23 protein-coding genes are annotated in these 21,267 nt (G+C 63.8%); 12 read left to right on the top strand and 11 right to left on the bottom strand.

Annotation, left to right across the window (positions count from 1 at the left end; genetic code table 11):
- The first annotated feature begins 69 nt into the window (after positions 1-69).
- On the top strand, positions 70-2,043 hold the full coding sequence (locus BM083_RS15630) for a DUF460 domain-containing protein (RefSeq protein ID WP_089870400.1): 1,974 nt from the start codon (positions 70-72) through the stop codon (positions 2,041-2,043).
- Between the two features lie 15 nt (positions 2,044-2,058).
- On the opposite strand, the gene BM083_RS15625 is transcribed toward BM083_RS15630, so the two are convergent.
- The gene (locus BM083_RS15625; RefSeq protein ID WP_089870398.1) at positions 2,059-2,466 is read right to left on the bottom strand and encodes a hypothetical protein; all 408 of its coding nucleotides are present in this window, start codon (positions 2,464-2,466) and stop codon (positions 2,059-2,061) included.
- A gap of 158 nt (positions 2,467-2,624) precedes the next feature.
- Here BM083_RS15625 and BM083_RS15620 point away from each other — a divergent pair, with 158 nt between their 5' ends.
- Together BM083_RS15620 and BM083_RS15615 are read left to right on the top strand one after the other, a co-directional pair.
- Positions 2,625-3,212, top strand: coding sequence for a DUF7474 family protein (locus tag BM083_RS15620; RefSeq protein WP_009366993.1), 588 nt, complete (start codon positions 2,625-2,627; stop codon positions 3,210-3,212).
- Between the two features lie 1,095 nt (positions 3,213-4,307).
- Positions 4,308-5,657, top strand: a complete 1,350-nt coding sequence (locus BM083_RS15615) for an MFS transporter (RefSeq protein WP_089870396.1) — start codon at positions 4,308-4,310, stop codon at positions 5,655-5,657.
- 45 nt (positions 5,658-5,702) lie between these two features.
- Here BM083_RS15615 and BM083_RS15610 read toward each other — a convergent pair whose 3' ends face one another.
- Positions 5,703-5,942 (bottom strand): hypothetical protein, encoded by a 240-nt coding sequence (locus BM083_RS15610; RefSeq protein ID WP_009366990.1) that lies wholly within the window; start codon positions 5,940-5,942, stop codon positions 5,703-5,705.
- A gap of 93 nt (positions 5,943-6,035) precedes the next feature.
- Positions 6,036-6,779, bottom strand: coding sequence for a DNA polymerase sliding clamp (locus BM083_RS15605; protein WP_009366989.1), 744 nt, complete (start codon positions 6,777-6,779; stop codon positions 6,036-6,038).
- A 169-nt stretch (positions 6,780-6,948) separates the two neighbouring features.
- Here BM083_RS15605 and BM083_RS15600 point away from each other — a divergent pair, with 169 nt between their 5' ends.
- Complete coding sequence (locus BM083_RS15600) at positions 6,949-7,419, top strand: amphi-Trp domain-containing protein (RefSeq protein ID WP_089870394.1); 471 nt, start codon at positions 6,949-6,951, stop codon at positions 7,417-7,419.
- Between the two features lie 14 nt (positions 7,420-7,433).
- On the opposite strand, the gene BM083_RS15595 is transcribed toward BM083_RS15600, so the two are convergent.
- On the bottom strand, positions 7,434-8,246 hold the full coding sequence (locus BM083_RS15595; protein ID WP_089870392.1) for a hypothetical protein: 813 nt from the start codon (positions 8,244-8,246) through the stop codon (positions 7,434-7,436).
- Positions 8,247-8,349: 103 nt separating this feature from the next.
- Between BM083_RS15595 and BM083_RS15590 the strand changes: the two genes are divergently transcribed.
- Complete coding sequence (locus BM083_RS15590; RefSeq protein ID WP_089870391.1) at positions 8,350-8,742, top strand: CopG family ribbon-helix-helix protein; 393 nt, start codon at positions 8,350-8,352, stop codon at positions 8,740-8,742.
- A 51-nt stretch (positions 8,743-8,793) separates the two neighbouring features.
- Positions 8,794-9,570, top strand: a complete 777-nt coding sequence (locus BM083_RS15585) for a 23S rRNA (uridine(2552)-2'-O)-methyltransferase (RefSeq protein ID WP_089870389.1) — start codon at positions 8,794-8,796, stop codon at positions 9,568-9,570.
- 129 nt (positions 9,571-9,699) lie between these two features.
- On the opposite strand, the gene BM083_RS15580 is transcribed toward BM083_RS15585, so the two are convergent.
- The 4 genes from BM083_RS15580 to BM083_RS15565 all read right to left on the bottom strand — a co-directional run bounded on the left by BM083_RS15580 (position 9,700) and on the right by BM083_RS15565 (position 13,309).
- Positions 9,700-9,945, bottom strand: a complete 246-nt coding sequence (locus BM083_RS15580; RefSeq protein WP_009366983.1) for a hypothetical protein — start codon at positions 9,943-9,945, stop codon at positions 9,700-9,702.
- A 138-nt stretch (positions 9,946-10,083) separates the two neighbouring features.
- Positions 10,084-10,794: a queuosine precursor transporter gene (locus tag BM083_RS15575; RefSeq protein ID WP_089870387.1), complete on the bottom strand. Its 711-nt coding sequence runs from the start codon at positions 10,792-10,794 to the stop codon at positions 10,084-10,086.
- Complete coding sequence (locus tag BM083_RS15570; RefSeq protein WP_089870385.1) at positions 10,787-10,981, bottom strand: ribbon-helix-helix domain-containing protein; 195 nt, start codon at positions 10,979-10,981, stop codon at positions 10,787-10,789. Before BM083_RS15570 ends, BM083_RS15575 begins: the two co-directional genes overlap by 8 nt.
- 102 nt (positions 10,982-11,083) lie before the next feature.
- A complete protein-coding gene (locus tag BM083_RS15565; protein ID WP_089870383.1) occupies positions 11,084-13,309 on the bottom strand; it encodes a twin-arginine translocase subunit TatC in 2,226 nt (741 codons plus the stop codon).
- A gap of 91 nt (positions 13,310-13,400) precedes the next feature.
- On the opposite strand from BM083_RS15565, the gene BM083_RS15560 reads away from it, so the two are divergent.
- Complete coding sequence (locus BM083_RS15560; RefSeq protein ID WP_089870381.1) at positions 13,401-14,816, top strand: twin-arginine translocase subunit TatC; 1,416 nt, start codon at positions 13,401-13,403, stop codon at positions 14,814-14,816.
- Between the two features lie 3 nt (positions 14,817-14,819).
- On the opposite strand, the gene BM083_RS15555 is transcribed toward BM083_RS15560, so the two are convergent.
- Positions 14,820-15,320 carry an SRPBCC domain-containing protein gene (locus tag BM083_RS15555; protein ID WP_089870543.1) on the bottom strand — a complete coding sequence of 167 codons (501 nt, stop codon included), beginning with the start codon at positions 15,318-15,320 and terminating at the stop codon, positions 14,820-14,822.
- Positions 15,321-15,417: 97 nt separating this feature from the next.
- Here BM083_RS15555 and BM083_RS15550 point away from each other — a divergent pair, with 97 nt between their 5' ends.
- Positions 15,418-16,032 carry a histidine phosphatase family protein gene (locus BM083_RS15550; protein WP_089870379.1) on the top strand — a complete coding sequence of 205 codons (615 nt, stop codon included), beginning with the start codon at positions 15,418-15,420 and terminating at the stop codon, positions 16,030-16,032.
- A gap of 1 nt (position 16,033) precedes the next feature.
- Here BM083_RS15550 and larE read toward each other — a convergent pair whose 3' ends face one another.
- The gene (gene larE / locus BM083_RS15545) at positions 16,034-16,903 is read right to left on the bottom strand and encodes an ATP-dependent sacrificial sulfur transferase LarE (RefSeq protein ID WP_089870376.1); all 870 of its coding nucleotides are present in this window, start codon (positions 16,901-16,903) and stop codon (positions 16,034-16,036) included.
- 132 nt (positions 16,904-17,035) lie between these two features.
- Between larE and BM083_RS15540 the strand changes: the two genes are divergently transcribed.
- Both BM083_RS15540 and BM083_RS15535 read left to right on the top strand, forming a co-directional pair.
- Entirely contained in the window at positions 17,036-17,392 is a 357-nt protein-coding gene (locus tag BM083_RS15540) for a hypothetical protein (RefSeq protein WP_089870374.1), read from the top strand.
- 75 nt (positions 17,393-17,467) lie between these two features.
- Positions 17,468-19,438 (top strand): MutS-related protein, encoded by a 1,971-nt coding sequence (locus tag BM083_RS15535; protein WP_089870372.1) that lies wholly within the window; start codon positions 17,468-17,470, stop codon positions 19,436-19,438.
- A gap of 36 nt (positions 19,439-19,474) precedes the next feature.
- On the opposite strand, the gene BM083_RS15530 is transcribed toward BM083_RS15535, so the two are convergent.
- Positions 19,475-20,164 (bottom strand): hypothetical protein, encoded by a 690-nt coding sequence (locus BM083_RS15530; protein WP_089870370.1) that lies wholly within the window; start codon positions 20,162-20,164, stop codon positions 19,475-19,477.
- A 110-nt stretch (positions 20,165-20,274) separates the two neighbouring features.
- On the opposite strand from BM083_RS15530, the gene BM083_RS15525 reads away from it, so the two are divergent.
- Entirely contained in the window at positions 20,275-20,721 is a 447-nt protein-coding gene (locus BM083_RS15525) for a TRAM domain-containing protein (protein ID WP_089870368.1), read from the top strand.
- 76 nt (positions 20,722-20,797) lie between these two features.
- The gene (locus tag BM083_RS15520) at positions 20,798-21,262 is read left to right on the top strand and encodes a Tfx family DNA-binding protein (RefSeq protein ID WP_009366971.1); all 465 of its coding nucleotides are present in this window, start codon (positions 20,798-20,800) and stop codon (positions 21,260-21,262) included.
- The last annotated feature ends 5 nt before the right edge of the window (positions 21,263-21,267 follow it).

The following is a 21,267-nucleotide window of genomic DNA, read 5'->3' as shown; positions in this document are numbered from 1 at the left end:
GTCGATGACGGCGACGTTCGAATGGGTTCGGCGTGGGGTATTTATCGACTGACACCCTACCGAGCGTTTGTGAGCACCCGGACGAGTGCGCTCGACTCGCTGGTGTTCGGCGTCGACATCCAGAGCGGCAACATCCGCGGGGACGCCCCCTCCTACGCGGTCGTCGCCTTCGACGGCGAGCATCTCGACAAGGACGTTGTCTCTTTCCGCAAGTTACGACGCCTCATCGAGCGCGAAGAACCGGCTATCGTTGCCACCGACAACATGTACGAACTGGCGGCCGACAAGGACGCCCTCGTACACTTTCTCCAATCACTCCCCGCTGGCACGAAGCTCGTGCAGGTGACCGGCGCAGACCAACCGGAACCACTCTCACGAGTCGCCTCCCGTCACGGCGTCCCGTACGGGAAAGAGCCGATGAAAGAAGCGGAGGCCGCCGCCCGCCTCGCCGCCGCCAACGTCGGCTACGAAGTCTCGGCGTTCACCGACACGACGACGGTGAAAGTCTCTCGCGGCCGTTCGACCGGGAAGGGTGGGTGGAGTTCCGACCGCTACACTCGCCGCATCCACGGCAACGTCAAGACCACGTCTCGCGACGTGGAGTCGAAACTCAAAGACGCCGGTCTCGCCTACGAACGCGACGTCACCGAGAAGTACGGCGGGTTCTCGAACGCTATCTTCACCGTCGAGGCTCGCCCGCAGGACATCCCCGTCTCGAACCGTCGCTCCGGCGACATCCGTATCGAAGTCGAACGCGACCGGCGCGACGGCATCGAGTTCGAACCGTTGGTGAAGCGCCGCGACCACGTCATCGTCGGCATCGACCCCGGAACGACCACCGCGGCGGCCGTCGTCGGACTCGACGGCACCGTCCTCGACGTGCTCTCGACCCGGACGGCCGACACCGCAGACGTCATCGAGTGGCTCATCGAGCGCGGTCGACCTATCATCGTCGCCGCCGACGTGACCCCGATGCCGGAGACGGTCGAGAAGTTCCGCCGCAGTTTCGACGCGGCGGGGTGGAACCCGACGACGGACCTCCCAGTCGACGAGAAACTCCATCGTACTCGTGACGAGGACTACGATAACGACCACGAACGCGACGCGATGGCGGCGGCGCTGTTCGCGTTCGACGCCCACGAAGACCAGTTCGAGCGCATCACCCGGAAAGTGCCGCCTCGAATCGACCGCGGCGAGGTCATCGCCCGCGTCGTCTCCGGGGAAGAGTCCGTCGAAGCCGTGCTTCGAGAACTCTCGGACGACGAGGAGTCCGAAGAGGAGACGACGGAGCACACGGAGCGCGAACTCAGCGCAGAGGAGAAGAAGATAAAACGGCTCGAATCGCAGGTCGAGCGACTCGAAACGCACGTCTCGGAGCTCCAGAGTCGAGTGGAAGACCGCGACGAGACCATCGAGGAGTACAAGAGCGAACTCTCCGACGCCCGGCGAAAAGAGCGCCGAGAGGCCCGCGAACGCCGCGAGGTAAACCGCCTCGAACGCGAGAACGGTCGACTGGAGCGCGAACTCGAAGCGGAGGAAGAACGCGCCGACGAACTCCAGTCGAAGCTCTCGCGACTGAAAGACCTCTGGAAGTTGGACCACTCGAACTTCGCCGACGTCGCCGAGGGTCGGGACTTGGTGCCCGTGAAGGTGGTCGAACAGTTCACCAAGAAAGCTATCGAGCAGACCGACGAGGAGTACGGCATCTCCGCGGGCGACGTCGTCTACCTCCGCGACGCGAGCGGGGCCGGTCGGAGCACGGCCGAGCGCCTCGCCGAGAAGAAACCGCGCGTCGTCCTGCGCTCGGGCGGACTCTCGGACGTCGCCGACGAGGTGTTGTTCGACCACGACATTCCCGTCGGCCCGGCCGACGACGTCTCGATTCAGGAGATAGACGAACTCGCCATCGCCCGCGGGACCGACATCGAGTCGGTCGTCGCCGACTGGCGACGGCGGGCGGAGGACCGCCAGAAAGAACAGAAGTCCGAGATGATGGACCAGATCATCAGCGAACACCGCGCCAACGGCGGTAGAGAGGAGTAGCCGGGAGGGACCGAGTCAGTCGTACGTGCGGGCGGTCGCTCTCAGGGTTCCGTCTCTGTCGATGTAGACCTCCAGATTCTCGCCGCCGAGTCGCTTCCCGTTCCCACTCGGCGTCACTTCGACTGTCGTCGCCGCCGTCTCGTCGCTCTCGCCGACGGTGACCGTAATCTCGTAGCTTCCGGGGTCGGTGAGGAGCTTGTTCCGAAGCCCCCACTCGCCAGCGCCGATTCGGACCGTCTCCTGCCGCGTCGCGCTCTCGTCACTACTCCGCGTGATGTCGAGTCGAAGCGTGTGATCGACGCCGTCGTTGTTGACGACGAGTAGCGACCCCGGTTTCGGATCGCTGTCGATAGCCGAACAGCCAGCGAGCAGGCCGACCGAGACCAGACCGAGCGACCGGAGGACGCTTCTCCGGGTCGTCATGGAGGGAACTCACACACCGTGGCGGGACGCATCGTGTATCTTTGACAGTCCGGTCGGCATGGCTCTTCCGCTCTCTTCGCTCTCTCCAGCGTGTCGTCACCTCCCGTACGCATCGGCAACCACGCAAGCTATTACGACCGATTGACAACCGACGAGACGTGCCGCGCTTCGACTACCCGTGTCCCGGCTGTCGGACCACGAACAGCCTGCACGACGCCGACTGCCGGTTCGAAGGCACCCAGTGGCCGACCGTCGAGAAAGCCTATGTCGACATCGTCTCGCTACTCTCCGTCGCCCCCCGCACCGAGGACAGCCTCTCGGACCTCTCGCACGGCGAGTGGGACAACCTCCACACCGCGGCGTTGGAGTACCTCAAACGCCAACAGCGCGTCGTCGAGGAGGACGGCGCGCTCCGGCTTCTGACCGCCGCCGAGTACAAAGAGTTAGTGTCCGAACCGACCCGAGAGCCGATGCGTACGCTCTATCTGAAGGGGAGCGTTCCCGGCTGTCACGACAACGCCGTCTTCGCCATGGTCGCGTGGTACGAGATGGTCGGCCTGTCGTGGGCCGAGACGAAAGAACACGTCGTCGAGTGGCTCCACGACTCTGGGTCGTGGGACCGCGGCGGGTTCGAGGAAGCCACGCCGGAACAACTGGTCGAGAGCAAACGCCACGTCTACGAGGCCGGATACGGCTGGAAGGAGAAAGCGCAGGCGGCGAAGCGAGTCATCGACCGAAGTGTGTGAGGACGAGTGCGGCGTGATTCTACGCAGAGTAGTGCCGAAAGGTCGGTTACTGCTAACTACTTCGAAGACCGGCGGAGTTGCCAGGCGGAAGTGAGAGCGACCACCAACCAAGCGACAGTCGCAACGATTCCGAGGGTGCCTCTCTCGCCGGTAATCACCCAATAGGCCTGTATCGACCCTGCCGTGCACGCTGCGACGATGGTGAGCCAGTAGAGTCGCTTGTCAGCCATCCTTGAGTTCGCTTTGCCCGACTAGAGCATAGGTGTGGTGTACTCGAACAGGAGATATTGCCCCAGTACCTTGTACGCCGATCCTGACAGTGATTGGATGGATTTCCGTGACCTCCTGAATACAGCGCGCAAGTCGGTTCTCAGTACTCGGAGTTTCAGGTACTGCACGAAATCTGCAAAGTCAGAAATTATTTATCGAGATATCTATTGGTTGGGTTTATGTCTTCCATCTATTCACGAAGAAACGTTCTTAGAGTCTGTGGGGCCGGTCTCTGCCTCGGAATCACAGGACTTGGTGGCTGTAGTGAAGTTCTCTCATCGAGAGAGCTGGGGCATTTCGTGGAGGTATTTAATTTGATGAAGTCTACTGAGACGTTTGTCGTCGAGGTAACGAACCGAGACGGAGAGAGACTGTATCGCCGTGAGTTTCGGTTAAGTGGTGATAAGGGTGAAGAGGGAACAGAGGCATTCAGCGGAGTGCCAGCACGAATAACCGTGACAAGCGACCGATACGGAACAATCAGACGCAAATGGCCCGAGACCGACTGTGGAAGCAACTCTGCCGGGGGAGCAGACCTGTACCTGACTGCGAAGGGAGTACAAGTCCAGCCCGATTGTAGCACACAGTATCTCGAATGAACAACATCTCTGTACGTGTCCGCCCGATAAGTGTCGTCAGTCGGTCGCAGACGCTGGCTGGTAACTACACCGGACGCTGACTACACTCTCTATATTCAGTATACAACAGCTATCAGAACCTCGGAATCAGAGCCAACCTTCGAAGACACCGTTTTCGGCACTGACGTCCACCATCGCCACCCAAAATCGGGGAAAGCGTTAGGCCGCTCCCCGACGCCGTGAGTGTATGAGCGTCCCCGAAGCCGCCACCGCACCCGACGCCGACGCTGACGCCGCCGTCGCCTCCCGCCGACGTGCGCTGGCGACGGTCATCGGTGTCGTCTTCATCGACTTACTCGGTTTCGGCATCGTCATCCCCATCCTCCCGTTCTACGTCCGGAGTTTCCTCGTCAGCGACGTCTTCATCGGTCTCCTCGCGGCCTCCTACTCACTGATGCAGTTCCTGTTCGCGCCGCTGTTGGGACGCATCTCCGACGAGCGTGGGCGTCGGCCCGTGTTGATGCTGTCGTTGGCGGGAAGCGCCGTCGCGTGGACCGTCTTCGGTCTCGCGGGTGAGTTCTCGGACCTCTTCGGTCTGACCGCCGGACTCGCCGTGCTCTTCGTCTCGCGGATGGTCGCCGGTGCGATGGGTGGGAACATCGCTACGGCGCAGGCGTACATCGCCGACATCACGCCGCCGGAGCGCCGTGCGGGTGCACTGGGCCTCATCGGCGCGTCGTTCAGCCTCGGGTTCATCTTCGGCCCCGCGTTGGGTGGTATCTTCGCCAGTGACGCCGTCGTCACCGCCGCCCGCGACCTGTTCCCGACGTTCGTTCCGGCGACGCGGTTCTCGCTGCCGAGTTTCGCCGCCGCAGGGTTGAGTCTCCTCGCGTTGGCCTCGGCAGCGGCGTTCCTCCCCGAACCCGACCGCCAGCGTCGGGCGGCCGGCCGACAGTCGCTCGTCGGACAGTTCGTGACGGCGCTCCGCGACACGAACCTCAGAGGACTCGTCGTCGCCTTCTTCCTCGTCTCCGTCGCCTTCTCGGGGATTCAGGTCATGTTCATCCCCTTCGCCGCAGACATCTACGGCTACGACGAGACGCAGACGGCGTTCTTGCTCACCTACATCGGCGTCCTCGGTGTCATCAACCAAGGGGTCATCGTCGGTCGTCTCTCGCGGCGCTTCGCCGAGTCGCGCATCGCCGTCGCGGGCGCATCGCTGTTGCTCGTGGCACTCGCCGCCATCCCCTTCTCGCCGCAGATTGGGTCGGTTCTCCCCACCATCGGCGGTCCGGCGTACCTGACACGTGAACTCGTCGCTCTACTCGTCGTGTTGGGGACGCTGTCGCTGGGCAACGGCCTCCTCAACGTCGCGCTCTCGACGCTCGTCTCGATGGCCGCGTCCGCCGAGACACAGGGGAGTGCCTTCGGCGTCACGCAGGGTGCCGGGAGTCTGGGCCGAACTATCGGACCACCGGCGATGGCGGCGCTGTACGCGTTCGTCGCCTACTGGTCGCCGTTCATCGCGGGTGCGGTGCTCGTCGTTCCTATCATCGGGATTCTCGTCGCACTCGCTCGGCGGTCTGTGGTTCCCTGAGTTCGGTGCGCAAAAAGCGAAAAACCGTCGTCTGTCTGGGGCGTTTTAGAACGACTTCAGCTTGATTTCGTCGTCGGTGACAGCCTCGACCGACTGCTCTTGCAGCGGGTAGGAGTCCTCGCTGGTGTCGCCCCATCCGAGTTTGGCTTTGATGGTGTCGGTCAGCCCCGGGTCTGCCTCGACGTACGCAGTCCCGTGTTCGACGTTGACGACGCGTCCGACCTGTTCTCCGTCTGCGCCAACCACTGACTTGCCTTCGTCGTCTTCGGTGATGTTTGTCGCCATACAAGACCGGATTCTCCTGCCGCACGGATAGGCGTTCTTGCCACCGATAGGAATAGTAGACGTTCTGAATTCTCGACCGTTTGAGGACTCGCGTCAGTCGCTCTGGATACGCGGTGCGAGCATGTACGTCACGTGACCCATACCCTCACCGAACTCGTAGTGCAGTTTGACCGGGAACTCTGCGCCGAGTTCGATGGTGACCTCGGCGTCGGAGGGAATGGCCTTGTTCATGTCCTTGAGATAGTCGAGCGAGAACAGCGAGTCCGCCGGGCCGGAGGTGAAGTCGATGAGGTCTTCTCGGGTGAGTTTGAGGTCGACGTCGTCGGTGTCGCCCTCCGCTTCGATGTAGAACGCCTCTGCTTCCTCGTCGACGCGGAGACGGATGTGGTCCGACACCATGTCTGCGGCCTTGATACCGCGGTCCATCTGGTTACCTTCGAGGACGATTTCGGCCGGAAGGTCGAGGTCCGGGATGTCCGGCTCTTGGCGGATGGAGTCGGGGTCGATGAGCGCCAGCGTGTACGAGAGGCCCTCGATCTGGATGTGGAGTTTGCGGGTCTCCTCGTTGAGTTCGAGTTGGATGAGGTCGCCGGAGTTGGCCATGCCAGCGATGTCTTCGAGACGCGAGAGGTTGACGCCGATGACGCCGCCGTCAGCCTCGTAGGATTCGAACGCCGCCGCTTCGAGCGAGAGGTCGACCATCCCGACGTTGGCAGGGTCGACCGCGCGGATGGCGAGTTCGTCCTCGTTCAGTCGAATCTTACACTCCTCGACAAGTACGCTTACTGAGTCGAGTGCGTCCCGGAGAGTCGACGCACTGACGATGGCCTTGAACATATGGTGTGCTACGAGATGGGTCTTAAAAATACTCCTGATTTGCTGTAGTGTGTCCCGTGTGCGAGCGCGCACGACGGTAGGAGAAACGGTACGACGTCGCCGCTACTACGCATAAACGACTTGCACCTGCAACCCATCGGACTGTCGCTCGGGCATCCGTCTCTCTGGCATGTCAGAAATTGACACGAAACAAGAGTTGACGCGGGCGGAAGTCGCATCGTACCTTCGGGAGTTCGCCAATCAACTGGACTCGGAGGGGACTCACACGGGAACACACGGTGAGACGGCTGGCAGACCGACCGGCGAGACGACGAGTACCACCGGTACCAACACGACGAACGCGGACCGAACGGCCGAGACGACCCGTGAGTCGACGTCGAAGCCGACAGGAACAGAGACGACAGAGACGACAGACACCCACGACGACACCACCGCCGACCACGCTCGAAAGTACGACCGCGTGACGTTCTTCGTCGGCAACGACAGCACGACCATCAACCCGCCGGAGACGGTCACTTTCGAAGTCGCCGTCGACTCCGACTCGGCGATGCTGACCTCCACGAGCCGTCGCAGCGTCGACTTCCATCTGGAGTGGGACACCGACGTCGTCGACGACGAAGGTGACCTCCACATCGAGTGAGTGCGTGAAGTGAGTTAAAAGAGACCGAACACGAAGCCGACGCCCATCGTGACGAGGATGGCGGCCGAGACGACTGGCAAGTACGGGGCGTACTGCTCGACTTCCTCCTCGAAGTGCTCGTAGCCGGCAACCATGAGCAACGTCGACCCGACGATGCCGACGACGACAGTGAGTGCATACGCACCCATCAGTTCGAGACAGTAGGTCGACCCCGCACAGAGGACGATAATCTCGAACTCTTCCTCGTGAGCGAAGCCGAGGAGGAACGCGAACCACGCCAGACCGAGGAGTCCGCGGTCGGTGGTGGTGTCGGTGGTAGCGTCGGTACGCGAGTGGCCGTGTCCCTGTTCTCCGTGGCTGTGGCTGTGTTCTCCGTGGCTGCGTGCGTGCTCGTGTTCGTGGCTACCGCCGTGGTGATGACTGCCCTCCTCGTGGTGCGTGTGGCCGTCTCCGTGTTTCTCGTGCCCGCCGTGACTATGCCCGTGACCGTGCGTGTACTCTCGAATGCCGAGTGCAATCAAGACGACGCCAGCGACGATACTCACCGGACCGCCGATGGCGACGCCGAAGACCCGAACTGGGTCGTTGACCTGCGTGAGGTCGAAGTACGCCGTCGCGAAGAAGAACACGCCAACCATGGCGATGCTGCTGATGAGATGGCCGACACCGAGGACCAGCCCCGCCGCGAGTCCCGCGAGCCACTTGTTCGACCGGTCGAGCGCGTAGGAGGCAGCGATGGGCCAGCCGTGACCCGGCTCGACACCGTGGACGGCACCCAGCGCTATCGCCCCGAGGAAGAGCCCAACGGCGTCAGTGAGGAGTGTCATCTTGAGACGAACTCGGTTGTCGCCGAGTATAGCGGTAGTTATTACCGAGACCGGGGGTGCGTCATAACGAGTTTCATCGTCCAGTGAGGAGACCACCCACACGATGCGAACGAGTTTCAACATCCCCGACGACCTCCTCGCCGAGTTCGACGGTGTCTGGGAGGAACAAGGGCTCGAAAGCCGCTCGCGGGCGGTTCGAGAGGCGATGCAGGAGTACATCGAGTCGCACTCGCGGCTCGAAGCCACTACGGGCGAGGTGGTCGCACTCGTCGGCTTCGACTACCGCCACCACGACATCATCAGGGAACTCCATGCCGTCCAACACGAGTTTCAGGACGTCATCCTCAACACCAGCCACACCCACCAAGGCGAGTGGTGTCTGGAGTCACTGTTCTGTCGAGGACCTGCCGAAGTCATCGGCGAACTGACCAACCGACTGCGGGATTTCGACGCCGTCAGCCGGGTGAAGGTGATGGTCATCCGCGACGATGCGTAGCGTGGACAACGAAGGCTGTTTACCGCTCGGTCGTGTATCGACGACCAACTGATGGCACGAAAAGACGAGTACTACAACAGGGCCAAACAGCAGGGCTATCGCGCCCGCTCGGCCTACAAGCTGAAACAGCTGAACGAATCCTCTAGTCTCCTCTCGCCCGGTGACGTCGCCGTCGACCTCGGGGCCGCCCCCGGCGGATGGCTGCAGGTCGCCTCCGAAGAGGTCGGTGAACACGGCAAAGTCATCGGCGTCGACCTCCAGCGTATCAAGGAGTTGGAGGCGCGGAACGTGACGACCATCCGCGGTGACATGACCGAGGAAGACACGAAAGAGCAACTGTTCGAGGCCATCGGCGACGACGGCGCGGACGTCGTCCTCTCGGACATGGCACCGAACATGACCGGCGAGTACAACCTCGACCACGCTCGGTCGGTCTATCTCGCACGACAGGCGTTCGAAGTCGCTCTCGAACTGCTCGACAGCGGCGGTGACCTGGTGGTGAAGGTGTTCGACGGTCCGGACCTGCCGGACCTCAGAAGCGACATGGAAAAAGAGTTCCAGTACGTTCGAGCGACGCATCCCGACGCCTCCCGACAGGAGTCCTCGGAACTCTACCTCATCGGGAAAAAGCGCATCACAGCACCTGTCAAGAAAGGTGACGAGTGCGAAGTCGAAATCGTCGACGTCGGCAGCGAGGGCGACGGCATCGCCAAAGTCGACGAGTTCACCGTCTTCGTCTCCGGCGCAGAGATGGGCGAGACTGTCACCGTCCGTATCACGGACGTGAAGCCACGCTTCGCGTTCGCCGAGCGTGTCGACGACGCCTGAATCCCTCTTCGCACGCTAGCGCGTCCGCTTCTCACGTTCGGGTGTCTCGGGTATCTCGGGTTTCTCGTGTTCGTCGGACCGCCGCGTCCGGTGTCGCGCTCGTGTCGGGTCTCGACTCGCTTTCCGTTCTCACTCTTCGGAGTCGAACGACCCGACGTCGCCGATATCGAACTCGCTCTGTTGCAACTCCGTCTTCTGGATGACGAGGTCGATGGCGAGTTCCGTCTCGCAGGATTTGTCCTGTCGGTGGACACCCCGGCATTGTCCAGTTGCGATGATGTCACTGAACGATGTATAACTCCCACAGCTCGGACAGCGAACGCCTCCCTCCATACTGTCGCGCTCTGTCAGTCGTATTCTGTGCGTCCCGGCCATGCGTGTCATTTGGCACCAATAGACATAAATTCGACTGTCCCAACTACGGACAGATTCGACACACAGAACAGAGAAATCAGTGAGAAGGTGTCTGAATCCCCGAGAAAAACACGGGACTGCTCTCAAACGGTCGACCGATTAGTCGCTCGCCGTCACACTCGTCTGCTCGTGGCCGTCCGAGCGAAGTGCGCTGACCGTCGCGTAGACGAACGGGGTGTCGAACAGCGCGATGAGCAGTTTGAGGAGGTACTGGCCGACGACGAGGCTCACGACGACGCTCGTCGGGAGTGGCTGGCCAGTGCCCAAGACGACGGGTGCGACGGCGAAGGCGACGACGGTGAAGATCACTGTATCGAGCAGTTGGCTCGTCGCCGTCGAACCGACGTTTCTGAGCCAGAGCATCGACCCGTCGGTCGCCTCACGAATCCGATGGAAGACGACGACGTCCCAGTTCTGGCTGACGAGGTAGGCCAGCGACGACCCGAGGACGATGTTCGCACCCGACCCTAAGACGGTCGCGAACTGACTCGGGTCGACAGGGCTGCCCTGGGCGGCCGGAATCTGGATGGTGAGAAAGACGAGTGCCAGCATCACGAAGTTCATCACGAAGCCGACGTTGACGACGCGGCGCGCGAACGCTTCACCGTAGAGTTCGGAGATACAGTCGGAGGCGAAGTACGTCGCCGCGTACGCGAGGGTTCCACCGGGTGCGGTGAGTGCGATACCGACGACGGGGATTGTGAGGGCGAGAAGCTTCGAGGAGACCAGTTGCGCGGTCACCAGCGCGGTGACGAAGAGCGCGACGAGTGCGATAGGAGCCAGCGATGGCTCTCGCATTCTGTCACTCATCGTCAGCGTTTCGATTCCGCGCTTCCAGTCGTCCATGCCGCTCGTCTATCTCGTCGAGGAGGTCCAACGTCTTTCGGACAGACGCACGGATGGCGTCACTCCGGTTTACGAACTTTCCACCTTCACCGACGTGCTCGTCTAAGTCGGCGAGGAGTTCGTCGGGTATTTCGACACTTATCTTGGCCATATACGAATCTCCTTGTGCGAACACTTACGTCTTACAGTTCGAGGACCGAACGCAAGTGTTGCCACTCGTGAACAGTCGACAACCGAAAGAACGGCGCCGAAGTCAGGCGTCCGATGCGCGTGGTCGTGCCAGGTCACGGCGACCACCGAACGTGACGACGTAGAGTGCGCCGAGGCCGAGTCCGTAGGCGGCCATCAGCGGAATCGTCACGAGGAACATCGTGAGGATGCCTGCGGGCGTGAAGAACGCCGCGAAGGTCAGGATACCCACCGTCACCTCGCGCCAGCGGCCTCGCATCGCCTTGTACGAGAGACCGGTGGTGTTGAGAAGCACCATGAGCACCGGGATGTCTGCGAGCAGACCGATTCCGGCCGTCGTGTAGAAGATGAGCCAGAAGAAGTCGGAGATGCGGTAGCTGATGACCATGTCGGCCGCCACCGCGTCGGCGACGAGGAACGAGATGACCGTCGGCGCGACGTAGAGGTAGCCGAGGGCGAACCCACCGACGAGGCCCACGAGGAGCGCACCGACCCACCCGAAGATGACGTAGCGCCGACCGTAGACGAGTTTTCGGTCGCGGAGCGCGGGCCACGCGAGGAACGCGACGAGTGGGAGCGTCAGCAAGCCGGCCACGAGCGTCGAGAACTTCACCTCGAAGATGAGCGCCTCAACGGGGTGGAGCGTGATGACCGTCAGCGACTCGGGGTCGACGGCGGCCGGGAGACGGTCGAGGAAGTTCCGCTTGACGTAGCCGATACCGCCGCTGTACAGCCACGTGAACGTCCCACCGAGGACGAGCATGAACCACCCGACCACCCAGAACGCCTTCGAGGTGAGACTCTCGACGATGAACATGATGTCGCTGTAGTAGCCGCCGATGTCGTCCTCGTCGCGTTCGCCGTCGGTGAGTTCGGAGAGGAACGACCCACCTGCGCGGGTCGCGCGGTCCTCGATGCTACCGGGGTCGGACTCGCCTGCCGCCGGCACGTCGTCTTCCGCCGTACCCGTCTCGACCATCGACTCGTCGCCTTCGACGTCGGCCTCTTGTGCCTCGTCGAACCGGTCGAGTATGGCTTGGGCCTTCATGTCGTCGCCGTCGTCCAGTGCCTCGCTGGCGAGTTGCATCGCCTCCGGTTCCGAGAGTGCCGCGAACGCCTCCAACGGCGCGGCGCGGACGCCCGCCTCGTCGAGTTCGCTGAGGTCGATACCCGTCGGGTCGCCCACGTCGCCCTCGGACGGGACGGTGTCGTCGACAGCCGAGACGATGAAGTACATCAGTACGACGACGGCGGCGACGAGACCGAGCACCGCGCCGACGACGACGGCGTTGACTGTCGGCGACAGCGGGAGGATGTCACCCGCCGGGACCAGCCGATAGCTCGTGTAGCTGCCGACGATGCCCGTGTCGAGATAGCCGTTGATGCGAGCGACGGCACCGCGCGTGTAGAACAGATACGCACCGGCGACGGCCGCGGCGAACACGCCCGCGAGGACGTTCCAGTTCGACGCGGCCGTCCGCCGGAAGTTCACGCTCTCGCTACTTCTGCGCGCGGTGACGACGATTTTGGCGAGATAGAGGCTGAAGCCGTAGAGGACGAGGAGGGGAACGGCCCACATGACCTGCGTGAAGGGGTCTGGCGGCGAGAAGACGGCCCCGAAGACGAAGATGGCGACGACGGCGTAGCGCCACTGGTCGCGGAACGTCTCGTACGGGACGATTTCGGTGTACGCGAGCCCCGTGATGGCGAGCGGCATCTGTGCGGCGAGGCCGAAGGAGATAGTCAGGAGGAAGATGAACTGCGCCCACTTGACGATGGAGTACCGGGGTGCGAGGTCCACCGCGATGGCGTTCTCGGCGAGGAACTGGAACATCAGCGGGAAGAAGAGGTAGTAGCCGTAGAAGAGTCCGAGCGAGAACAGCAGGGCTGCGAGGAGGCCGACGGCGGCAATCTTCCACGTCGCGACGGGCGAGTCGGGCCAGTACCCGCGGTCTTCGAGGGCGTCACGGGCGAAGTAGATGAAGACGGGGAGCGCGAAGATGATACCCGCGGCCATACTCACTTTCGCCTGTAAGAGGATGACGTCGAACGGCGTCTGGGCGACGATCTGCACCTGCCCACTGACGACCTCGTTCATCCGGGCTTTCGTGACCCCTTCGAGGAAGCTCCAGACCCCGTACTGGAGCGCGTAGAACGTCCCGAGGAACCCGACGAGGAAGAAGATGAAGATCTTCTGCCCGTCTTTCTGGGCCGACCGCAACATGGCTCCGGCGGTCTCCCGACCTTCGTCGAGAGTGCGGCGGGTATCCTGGTCGAGCGCGCTAGACATACGAGGGGAAAGCCGTCTCGCAGTTATCAATCTTTTCGACTGCGGGCGATGGAAAAAGGCCTATAACAGAGCGGCGGCGTAGGACAACTGAATGGGCGACGAATCGGAGTCGGACGCGGAGCCGACAGAGCAGTTGGAGGACCGCGACGACGCCCCTACCGAGTCCGACGAGACCGCCACGCCGTCGACCGACGGCCCTTCGGAATCTTCCGAACCCTCGGAGCCTTCAGAGGCTTCGGAGCCGTCTGAACCCTCCGAGTCGGTCGACGACGCGACGAGTGACGACGACGAAGCGCCACGTGATTCGACCGACGACACCCCCCTCGACACGGACGGTGGCCCCGAGTCGGCCGACTCGGCGCTGACCAAAGTCGACGCAGACGACAGAGACGACGCAGACGACGCAGACGACGCAGACGACACCCACGCCGACGAACGGGACGAAGCCGAGGACAGTTCTGAACCGCCGCTCCAACCCGACGCGCCCGGAGACGTCGTACTCGAAGAGGACGACGACGCGGACGAACCGTTCGACCCCGCAGACAGTCCCGCACTCCAGGTCAGCGAGAGCGGCTTCGACGACCCCGACGAGGGGTTCGGCGACCCGGTTGCCGACGAACACGAGGACCACGAGGAAGACGACGAGGACGAAGACCTTCCCGGTGCGTTCGGCGACGTCGAGATTCCCGAAGAGGACTTTGCGGAACCCGAGGAGTTCGACGAGGACGACGGACTCGTCGGCCAAGGGCCAGAGACCGACCAGGAGATGCCGCTGGCCGACCACATCGAAGAGATGGTCCGGCGACTCGCCGTCGTCTTCATCATCGGCGGCGGCGTCGCGCTCTCGGTGTTCGGTCTCGGCGAGGTGCTCCAGTACGTCCCGAGCACCGTCGACATCATCAACTTCCTCTGGAACAAACACATCCCCGGCGCGGGGGCACCCGGTAACGAACTGCTCCGGCCCCACATCTACGGTCCGCTCGAACTCATCTTGACGAAACTGAAGGTGGCCAGCCTCGTCGGCGTCGTCGTCGGCCTGCCGGTGTTCGTCTACCAGTCGTATCTGTTCATGCGGCCCGGACTCTACCAGAACGAACGGAAGTACTACCTCGCGTCCGTCCCGACGAGTCTCATCCTCGCGGTCATCGGCGTCGCCTTCGCACACTTCGTCGTGCTCCCCTCCATCTTCGCGTACTTCACCAGCTACACCGAGGGGACGGCCGTCATCGCGTTCGGTCTCTCGGAGACGTTCAACCTCATCCTCATCCTGATGGGCTACATGGCCATCGTCTTCCAGATTCCGCTGTTCATCATGCTCGCCATCATGATGAACCTCGTCACCCGCCGGTGGCTGGAGGACAAACGGCTCATCTTCTGGGGGTCGTTCCTCGGTCTGGCGTTCCTCGTCAGCCCCGACCCGACGGGGATGGCACCTATCATCATCGCCATTACGATGGTGGCGCTGTTCGAGGGGACGCTCCTCCTACTCCGTTGGACAGGGAACTGAGAGTTAGACGGCCACTTCGTCGCCGCTCTCGTTTCCGTCGCCGACTCCAGCGGACGATTGCTCCCCTTTCACGCCTGACTCCACTCGCTCCTTGAGCGCCGCGTTCATCTCGCGGAACCCCGCTTCGGTTGCGGACCCGACGAACCGGTTGACGAGGCCCGCGAGGACGCCGCCGAACGACTCGGCCTGCGTGAACCGCGTTCGCGTCCCTTCGTCAGTCGCCTCCAGCGTGAACCGGTGTTCGCCGTCGTAGAGACCCGTGACGAACAGGTGACCCAGCCACCGAAGTTCGTGGTTGGGGTCGACCCGCGTCACGGTGGGACGGAACCGGAACTGTCGCCCCCCCGGCGGTGTCAGTTCGACCACTAAGTGAGCACCCTCGTTTGCGCGTCCGACGACGCGCATGAACGGGTTCCACTCGGGATAGCGACGGAAGTCGGTCAGTACGTCCCACACTGCGTCGGGTGACGCGTCGATGTCGATACTCGTCGTGAGTTCTCGCATACCACTCACTCGTCGGCTGAGACGTTCAATCTCGCGTGCGACGTGCCGACACTGCTCCGGAGCAACGCTCATCTCGTCGTCCAGAGAACGGCTACCCATGGCGACGGTACTTCTCGTCCGGCACGGCGAGACGACGTGGAACCGCGACGGGTTGATACAGGGGTGGGCACCGTCGCAACTGACCGCTCGCGGCCACGAACAGGCACGGACACTCGCCGCGTATCTCGTCACCGCCTACGACGTCGACCGGGTCGTCTCCTCGGACCTCTTGCGCGCCCAAGAGACGACAGCGTCGCTCGTCGCCGCGCTCCCGTCCTCGGTTCCGACGCCTCGCTTCGACGCCGCGTGGCGCGAGCGGGATTTCGGGTTCCTCCAGGGACTCACCGACGAGACGGTTCGCCGTCGATTTCCCGAGTACGCGCTCGACGTCGTCGGCTACACTGCGGCGACAGAACGACCGAAGGGTGGCGAGAGTTTCCTCGACCTGCGCGAACGTGTCCTGGCTGCGTGGCGTGCGCTCCTCGACGGAGCGGCAGCACACGAGACTGTTCTCGTCGTCACTCACGGCGGGCCGATTCGGTTCGTCCTCGCCGACCTGAAAGGTCTCGACGTCGTCGATGCGATACTCGGACAGAAACAGGACAACTGCGCGCTCAACGAGATTCGCATCGCGGAGACACCCGAACTCGTTCGCGAGAACGAGACGCGGTAGCTTACTTCCGGGTCGGGTAGTCTTCGGCGAACACGTCGGCGACGAGCGGTTCCTCGTCGTACGCCTCGTTGGCCGGACTCACACTGCCGGTCTGGTAGCCGTGGAGGTCCAGCGTCACGTGGTCGAAGCCGAGGTCCGAGAGGTGGTCGCGGGCGGCACGGACGAACTCGGGGTCGAGTGCGTCGTCGAGTTCTTCTTCGGACACCTCGATGCGGGCGAGTCCGTCGTGGTCGCGGACGCGGAACTGGGTGAACCCCCACGTCCGGAGGACGCGTTCGGCCTTCTCGACGCGTGAGAGTTTCTCTTCGGTGACTTCCAGACCGGTCGGGATGCGCGAGGAGAGACAGGCCATCGACGGTTTGTCGGCGACAGAGAGGTCGTAACGGTCGGCGATTTCGCGCACCTCGTCTTTAGTGATGTCGTGTGCGAGGAGCGGTGAGAAGACTTCCAACTCTTCGACGGCGCGGAGGCCCGGTCGGTGGCCTTCGCCGGGGTCGGAGGCGTTGGTGCCGTCGCAGACGGTGTCGATTCCCAACTCCTGTGCCCTCTCGTACATCTTGCCGAGTCGCATCGTCCGGCAGTGATAGCACCGCTCGCCGTCGTTGGTGACGAAGTCCGGGTTGTCGAGTTCGGAGAACTCGACGAGTTCGTGACGGATGCCGATTTCGTCCGCGACGCGCTTCGCGTCACCGAGTTCTGCCTCGGGGAGCGTCTCGCTGCGGGCAGTGCAGGCGACGGCGTCGTCACCGAGGGCGTCGCGAGCGAGCGTGGCGACGACGGCCGAGTCGACGCCGCCGGAGAACGCAACGAGGACGCCGTCTCGCTCCGCGAGCGACGTCCGGACGGCCGACAACTTCTCGTCGAGGGTCATACCCTGCGTTACCCGCGCGACTGCAAAAGCGCGTTGCCTTTCGCGCAACCGGGGCGGACGACCGACTCTGTGGTCCGGAGTGCCACAAGAGTCAGGAACGCTCCCGCCGAACGAGTGGATGAGGAACGCCCAATGACCGACACGAACCCTCGGGATGACGACGACGACGAGTCGTATCCGGAGGAACACGACGGGGCACGACTGCTCGGGACGAGCGCGGAGGGTGGCGTCGCGTACTACCACCCGGACGACCGTCTCCTGCTGGAGACGGACCTCGGTCCGACGGAGCTACGAGACGACTCCTCGGGGTGGGTCAACCGCCGGGAACTCGCACCCGGAGAGTCGCTCAGTGACCTCGTCGATAGCATCGACCGGTCTATCGGCTTCGCCGAGATGTCCGAGTACGCGCGGTCGCATCTCCCCGGAATGAGTGCGTCCGGCGACGAGGAGAGCGAGTCGGCAACGAACGACGGGACCGACCGCTCGTAGCGGCGACCGGTTCTGGCTCCCGCTCCTGCTACCGACCCGCAACGTTTTATCAAAGCCCGCAATACCCCGGGACGAATGGAGTTCACGGCCATCCCCGGTGTCGGCGAGAAGACGGCCGCCTCGCTGGCCAGTCTCGACGACGCCGAACGGGCACTTCGCGACGGTGACGTGGCCGCACTCGCCCGAGCGCCCGGTCTCACCGAAGGTCGAGCGGCCGCCATCGCGCGGGCGGCGATTCGACAGCAACACGGCGACGACGGTGACTTTCTCGCGACGGACCACACCCGCGAACTGTACGACGACGTCCTCGGCCTCTTGCAGGCGCGGACGCAGACGACCTACGCCAGAAAACGCCTGCAGACGCTGTTTCCGAGCGCCGCCGAGTCGCGCATCGAAGAGGTCCGCGCCTTCGTCGGTGACGCGATGGACCGCGACGTCGACGACGCTGTCCTCGACGCGCTCTCGGGAGTCGCCCCGCTCCAGTCGGCGCCGACCCAGCGCGTCCGCGAACGCTGTCTCGCCACCGCCGACGCCGAACGCTACGCCGAGGCCGAGGACGCCTACCCCGAACTCTCCGTCGAAATCGTCGAAGACGGCCGCGACATCGCCGAACTCGCCCGCTCGTACTCGACGGTCGTCGTCCTCGACGAGTCGTTCGCGGGCATCGACGTCGAGGGAGACGTTCGCGTCCGTCCGGACGCCTTGGAGCATCCCGAGGACATCGTCCCCGAACGCCTGCTCGACTTCTTCGCGGTGAACCGGAGTCGGCTGAAAGCCGCCGCCGAAGTCCACGAAGCCGCGGGTATGGACCCGGCGTGCTCGCTCGCCGACCTGCGCGACGGACTCGCTCGCGTCGACGACGACGGCGAACTCGTCGGCGACGACGAGTTGGCCCGCCTGACGGCCGCCGTCGACGACGTAGACGCCGCCGTCTCCACCGCCGAGTCCGTCGCCAACGACCACCTGCGCGACGCCATCCGCGAGCAGGACGTCACCATCGAGGGGACGGACTTCCTCTCGCTCGTCGAGCAGGGTGCGCGGGTCGACTCGCTCTTGGACAGAGAACTGGCCGACGAGTACGACGAGGCGTTGGCGAAGGCCCGCGAACACCTCGTCGACAGCCTCTCGCTCAAGTCGGGCGAGGACGGCCCCGTCGACCGCCTCTTTCCGACCGACCCGTCGTTTCCGGTCGACCACCGCGAGGACGTCGCCGCGAGACTGGAGACCGAGTTGGGAGCGGCCCGCGACCAGCGTGCGGCGCGGCTGAAAGCCGACTTGGCGACCGACCTCGGTGACCTGCGCGACCCGGTCGAGACGCTCGTCCGCGACGCGCTGGAACTCGACGTCGAACTCGCCGTCGCCCGGTTCGCCCGTGACTTCGAGTGCGTCCTTCCCGAGTTCGGCAGAGAGGGATTCGACATCGAAGGTGGCCGGTCGCCGCTCTTGGACGTCGACTTCGCCGACGTGGACCCCGTCGACTACGAGGTGTCGGGCGTCACGCTCCTCTCCGGTGTCAACAGCGGGGGGAAGACGTCGACGCTCGATCTGGTGGGCGTCATCGTCCTCCTCGCACACATGGGACTGCCCGTCCCGGCCGAACGTGTCGAACTCGGCGTCGTCGAGGAGTTACACTACTACGCGAAGTCGCAGGGGACGCTCGACGCCGGCGCGTTCGAGAGTACGCTACAGGACTTCGCCGCACTGACCGAAGGAGCGGAGAACCGCCTCGTGCTCGTCGACGAACTGGAGAGCATCACCGAACCGGGCGCGAGTGCGAAGATTATCGCCGGTATCCTCGAAGAACTCGACGGCCAGCGGACGACGGCGGTGTTCGTCTCGCACCTCGCCGGGGAGATTCGAGAGGCGGCAGACTTCCCCGTCGCCGTCGACGGTATCGAGGCTGTGGGACTCAAAGACGGCAAACTGCAGGTGAACCGCTCGCCAGTCAAAGACCACCTCGCGCGGTCGACGCCGGAACTCATCGTCGAGAAGTTGGCCGGTGAGAGCGGAAACGCCTTCTACGACCGCCTGTTGAAGAAGTTCTGACCGTCTCGTCTCCGCGCTATCGACTCTTCCCTTGCGCTATCGACCCTCTCGTTCTATCGATAACGCGTAGTGGAGACTCGGTGCGAGCGCCGCAGCGATACCGGCGACCACCCACGGGAAGAGCGTCGTCGTCGACCCGACGACGATTCCGAGCGCGACCAGACCGACACACAGCAGGCCGCCGGCGACGACGAGCGCTCGGCGAACGCGTCGAGTCGGCCCGACACCGTGGGCGTCGGCGTAGCCGTTTCCGGCGAGAAAGACGAGTACTGCGTCGACCGCACCGAGCACCGCGTCGCCGACGAGTGGCCCCACGACGAGGAGCGCGAGACCGACGAGCGCCGAACCCGCGGCCGTCGGTCGCGGCGGGAGCGGTCGAAGGTCGCCGTATCGGACGGCGTAGGTTGCCAGTGGCAGACCGACGACGAGCGCGACGAACAGCGCGTAGAGGAGACGTCGCGGCAGGCGTTCCGTCGAGCCGGGGACGGCGGCGACGAGGAGGAGTCCGCCGAGGACAGCGGCCCCGGCGAGGACGAGTTGCGGTGGAAGGACGGTGGTGGGGTCGTCGCTGTGGTGGACGGCGTAGACGCCGAACGGCGTCCCGACGATGGCCGCCGTGAGCACCGACCGGGCGACGTCGCCAGTGAAGGCGACGCCGGTGGCGAGGACGGTGAGTGCGAGGAAGCCTCCGATGACGAGCGCGAACTCGGGAACGCGGCGGCTCATGGCCGGGGGTTGGTGAGTGACGGCGAAAGGGTTTCGATTGGGATAGTCGCTCGAACCGTCCCAATCGGCCGAACGGAAGGGTTTAGACCGACCCCGGGGTAGTCACGACTATGCCAGACTGTCCACTGGCCGACGATTGCCCGAGCTTCCAGGAGCGCATCCAAGGGATGGGCTGTCAGCACTACGGTGACCGCGGCGGCGCCGAATGGTGTCAACACTACAACCAGCCGATTCGCGACCTGAAGCAACAGCCAGTCAAACCCGGCGAGGAGGTCATCGTCGAGGTGACCGACATCCACGAGAGCGGTGCCGGCGTCGGTCGGACCGAAGACGGCTTCATCGTCATGGTCGACGGTATCCTCCCCGACGCTCGCGCTCGGGTGAAGATTCTCCGCGTCATGTCGAATCACGCCCGCGCAGAGGAGATAGAGCGGCTTCCGATGGAAGAGGCCGACGAAGAGGAGTCCAAGGACGACACGCCCGACCGGAAGCGTGGCCGTGACCGTCCCGACCGCCCAGAGCGTCTCGGTAGCCGAGACAACTTCTGGGGTTCGTAGTCGGCGCACGACACCTCGACTCGGCCGTGGACAGTGATTTCTGTACTTTTTTGCGACTCGGTCGCCAAGCGTCCGCATGGACGATGCCCTCGACGTCGACACCCTGCTGGCGCAGGCCGGGTTCGACCCCGACCAGAGCATTCTGACGCGCCGGCAGGCCGAAGTGCTTGCCCTCCGTGAACGCGGCGTCCGCCAGACGGTCATCGCCGACCGCCTCGGCACGTCGCGCGCGAACGTCTCCAGCATCGAGGCGAGCGCTCGTTCGAACGTCGAGAAGGCACGCGAGACGGTCGCCTTCGCGGAGGCGCTCACCGCCCCCGTGCAGGTCGACGTCACCGCCGGAACGGACCTCTACGACGTGCCGAAACTGGTCTACGACGCCTGTGACGAGGCCGGTGTGAAGGTCAACCACACCGCCCCGGACCTGATGAAACTGGTCAGCGACGCCGCCGGCGACGCGGTACAGGGCCGAGAGGTTCGCGAGTCGATTCTCGTCGGCGTGACGAGCGACGGTGCGGTGCGGGTTCGCCGTTCGGGGTAGCGGCT

Origin of the sequence: Halogranum rubrum (assembly GCF_900114455.1) — an archaeon.
Taxonomy (GTDB): Archaea; Halobacteriota; Halobacteria; order Halobacteriales; family Haloferacaceae; genus Halogranum; species Halogranum rubrum.
This window is presented reverse-complemented; position numbering and strand designations above follow the sequence as displayed.